Consider the following 3,406-nt stretch of genomic DNA (forward strand, 5'->3'; position numbering starts at 1 on the left):
GAGCCGGCAGCCGAAGATGAGGGTTGATAAGCCACCCCGAAAGCCTCCCACTCGCAGGGCCACCACACCCACCGAACTTACGAAAAGATCAGTAGAGATCGTCTCGATTGGTGCCAGCTCCGTCTCCCGCATGGCAGGACTGTCGGTAGACAATCCGCGTGCAGCGGTTGATCAGCTTGAGGAACACTGTGCGGATGAGCTCCGCAGCATCCCAGACACCACAGGAACGGGCCCTTGGCCATGTCGCGGAACTGGCGTCGGGCCCTCCGATGGACCCGACGCTGCGGGTGACCCTCAACTTCCACCCGGACCGGCTACTGCACGACAAGCCGATCCTGGATGCCATGTCCGAGGACGGTGTCTACCGCTCACAGTTCGTCACGGGGACCAGCAACGGCGGACTGACCGCATATCCCGGCGGCGACCGGTGGCGCTGGGAGAGCCGGATCTTCGACGGGGCCTACGACGACGCACTCCCTCATGAGCGGCCCGTCTACGGGGCTTTGAACTTCCGTCGCAAGCCTGTCGGCGGGGCACCGCAATTCGGCTCTGCCCACTTTCGGCTGACGGCCGAGACGCTGACGCGGACCACGTTCTGCTACCCGGACAGTTTCCTTGAACCCTCGGATTTCGGTGTCGCGGCCCGCATGGGGCTCATCGAGCTTGCCCTCGCCGATCGCCAGGACAACCTTGACGACTACATCGAGGCGCAGGTCCACGGGCCTGTGCGACCGAACTGCCACGCCGAGGCGCTGGTCCTCGACCCCTGCTATCGAGGGACGGCTGTGGAGGTTGCGGCGTTACGCCTGGGCTGCCCCGTGGAGTGGCACCCCGGCTTCCGACTCAATGTCGCAGAACTCCTCCGTCATCCCGGCTACCGCGGTCAGGAGTACGTCGACTTGGGCGCACAGATCGCCGTCGACGGCGTACTCAATCCGCGCATCGTCGGGGAGGCAGCGCGTGCCGGCCACCATGACCCACAGGCGATCAAGAAGGTGTGGCACTACCTCGCGCGTTTCGGGGCGCCTGGGAGGGCCGTTGACGATTCGGTGAGTCCTGGACCGAGGGAGAGGGCTGTACTCGATGGGCTTCGTTGAGGGGCTGGTGCCGGAGGGGTTGTGGGAGTTGTTCGGGGCTGTGAGACCGCCGATTCCCACAAGGCCGCAGGGCGGTGGCCGTCGGCGAGTTGACGATCGCGCGGTCCTTGCCGCGATCATCTTTGTCGCTACCTCGGGATGCACGTGGCGGCAGTTGCCGCCGGTCTTCGGCGCGTCGTGGCAGACCGTCCACAGACGGTTCTCCGAGTGGTCCGCTGCGCGGGTGTGGGCGAAGCTCCACCGTCTGGTGCTGGACGAACTCGGCGCCCGGGGAGATCTGGACTGGTCGCGGTGCGCGATTGACTCCGTGAACATGCGGGCCCTCAAAGGGGGGAGCTGACAGGCCCGAATCCTGTCGATCGCGGCAAGAAGGGCTCGAAGATCCACTTGATCACGGAGCGAACCGGTCTGCCCCTCTCCATCGGCATCTCCGCAGCCAATACCCACGACAGCCAGGGTCTCGAACCCCTCGTCCGCGGCATACCGCCCATCCGATCTCGCCGTGGACCGCGTCGACGCCGCCCCGCCAAGCTGCACGGAGACAAGGGCTACGACTACGACCACCTGCGGAAATGGCTCCGATCCCGGAACATCACACCCCGCATCGCCCGTAAGGGGATCGAGTCCTCCCAGCGCCTGGGCCGCCACCGTTGGACCGTGGAGCGGACGGTGGCGTGGCTATCCGGGTACCGCCGTCTGCACCGTCGCTACGAACGCAAGGCCGAACACTTCCTCGCCTTCGCTGGCATCGCGGCCACACTCATCTGCTATCGGAGATTGACCAACTGAGACGATCTCTTACGCCGGGAAACTTGTCGACTGGGCGAAACAGCACCTCAACCTCACCATCAAGCCGGTCAGCCGCCCCAAAGACGCCTCCGGCTTCGTCGTGCTGCCCCGCCGCTGGGTCGTCGAGAGGTCGCTCGCCTGGATGGTGCACGCCCGCCGTCACGCGAGAGACTACGAACGGCTCATCCAGCACTCCGAAACCCTGATCACCTGGGCCGCCATCACCCTTATGACCAGGCGCCTGGCCCGGAACGGGGCGACCCCCAGCTGGCCAAGGAAACCGGCGCCGGCCAGCTGGTCACCCGGGCCGCCTACGAGCAGCCGGGCTGCTCGGACAACCATTGCGTTGCAGCGTCCAGGACGGGATCTCTACTTCCTCCGCGCCCGAGGTTGTCGACGACTGGCTGGTCAGGCGGTATGGGGCTGTCGTATGCGCGCCCCGTGCGGTCGGCGTCCTTCACCTCCGTCAGATTGAGGATCGCCCCGTCGGACAGTCGGTGCTGTGCGTTGCCGGTGGGGACGCCTGTGGTGTCCTCGCCGAAAGAGCGCGTATTAGGGCGCCCACGAAAGGCCACAGTCACCGCCTCCCCGGAACTGGCGGTGGAGCGGCTGGTGAGCACCGCAGCAGGGGCTGATCCGCCGCCTACTGGAGGACTTGTTCCCCAGCCGGTGGAGTCACCGTCCAGACGAGGGCTGCCCTTCTCAATGGACCACACCGTCCTCTTGCCGTCCGCATCGACGAACGACCCGACGTTGCCGTCACCGAGGATCGGTCCCACGACGGCAAGCATCGGCCACATGTTGCCACCGCGGTTACGGCGCAGGTCGATCACCCAGCCGCAGGCGTTCGGACGGTTAGCCTTCGCCACGGCATCGCGCCCCTCCCGCACGTACTGCTGATAGACCTTCTCTGATCCCTGGACGCCGGGGAGCGACAGGTACCCCATGCGGCCGGCCAACGCCCGCCCTTCCACAGGGTTGCGGATCTGCTCGTCCCCTTGCAGCTCTTTCGCCCTCTTCGGGTCGATGAATCCGCTGTGCCCGTCTCCCAGTTTGCTCAGGGCTACCTTGATAGCCTGATAGGTTTCGACGGGACGATGCGCGCTGCCGGCTTCGGTGAAGGCTGCTCGCCGTATGTCATCCCATTCGACATCGTCGCGGCGAAGTGCGTTGTCCTCCATCAGGTCCAAGGCGGTGGACAGGTAGGACCGCGCCTCGTCAGACATTGCCGCGCCAGGGGGCGACGCTTCCCCTCCCGAGCACCCGGACCCAACAGCGAAAACACACACCAACCCAGCAGCCCTTAAACGCAGCACACGCCCCCGAACCATGTGCCCTCCCGGTCAGCCAAATCAGTCGATCTATTGGTAACCCTAACTTCTGATGATCAGTGCTCGGCCGACTCCGGTTCAGAAACAGGCTCTCAGCTTGTTCTTTAACCTTTCATCCGTTGTAGGGCGGTAAGGGTCTTCTCCCGGCGGACGGTTTTGCCCACGTCGTAGCGGGGTGCCCGGTGTCTG

At 65.4% G+C, this 3,406-nt stretch carries 3 protein-coding genes and 1 pseudogene; 3 read left to right on the top strand and 1 reads right to left on the bottom strand.

What is annotated here, in order from left to right; translation table 11 throughout:
* The first annotated feature begins 194 nt into the window (after positions 1-194).
* From ABTZ58_RS39820 to ABTZ58_RS39830, 3 genes and pseudogenes are all read left to right on the top strand, one after another.
* Entirely contained in the window at positions 195-1,097 is a 903-nt protein-coding gene (locus ABTZ58_RS39820) for a DUF3626 domain-containing protein (RefSeq protein WP_502996223.1), read from the top strand.
* Positions 1,084-1,886, top strand: a protein-coding gene (locus ABTZ58_RS39825) for an IS5 family transposase (protein ID WP_351368336.1) whose coding sequence is annotated in 2 segments (ribosomal slippage) — positions 1,084-1,425 and positions 1,428-1,886 — 801 coding nt in all. Because the reading frame shifts where the segments join, the coding sequence is not laid out codon by codon here. The genes ABTZ58_RS39820 and ABTZ58_RS39825 overlap by 14 nt, the downstream gene beginning before the upstream one ends.
* A gap of 7 nt (positions 1,887-1,893) precedes the next feature.
* A pseudogene (locus ABTZ58_RS39830) lies at positions 1,894-2,250 on the top strand (transposase); the annotation flags it as partial.
* Here ABTZ58_RS39830 and ABTZ58_RS39835 read toward each other — a convergent pair.
* Positions 2,198-3,112: a S41 family peptidase gene (locus ABTZ58_RS39835; RefSeq protein ID WP_351368339.1), complete on the bottom strand. Its 915-nt coding sequence runs from the start codon at positions 3,110-3,112 to the stop codon at positions 2,198-2,200. The pseudogene ABTZ58_RS39830 and the gene ABTZ58_RS39835 sit on opposite strands and share 53 nt — an antisense overlap.
* Positions 3,113-3,406 lie beyond the last annotated feature (294 nt).

The sequence above is a fragment of the Streptomyces sp. NPDC094143 genome (genome assembly GCF_040303825.1).
Classification (GTDB): Bacteria; Actinomycetota; Actinomycetes; order Streptomycetales; family Streptomycetaceae; genus Streptomyces.

What these genes read in the sequence shown, in the direction of transcription:
- ABTZ58_RS39820 (WP_502996223.1), top strand. Translation starts at nt 195, where the DNA reads ATGAGCTCCGCAGCATCCCAGACACCACAGGAACGGGCCCTTGGCCAT.
- ABTZ58_RS39835 (WP_351368339.1), bottom strand. Translation starts at nt 3,112, where the DNA reads ATGTCTGACGAGGCGCGGTCCTACCTGTCCACCGCCTTGGACCTGATG.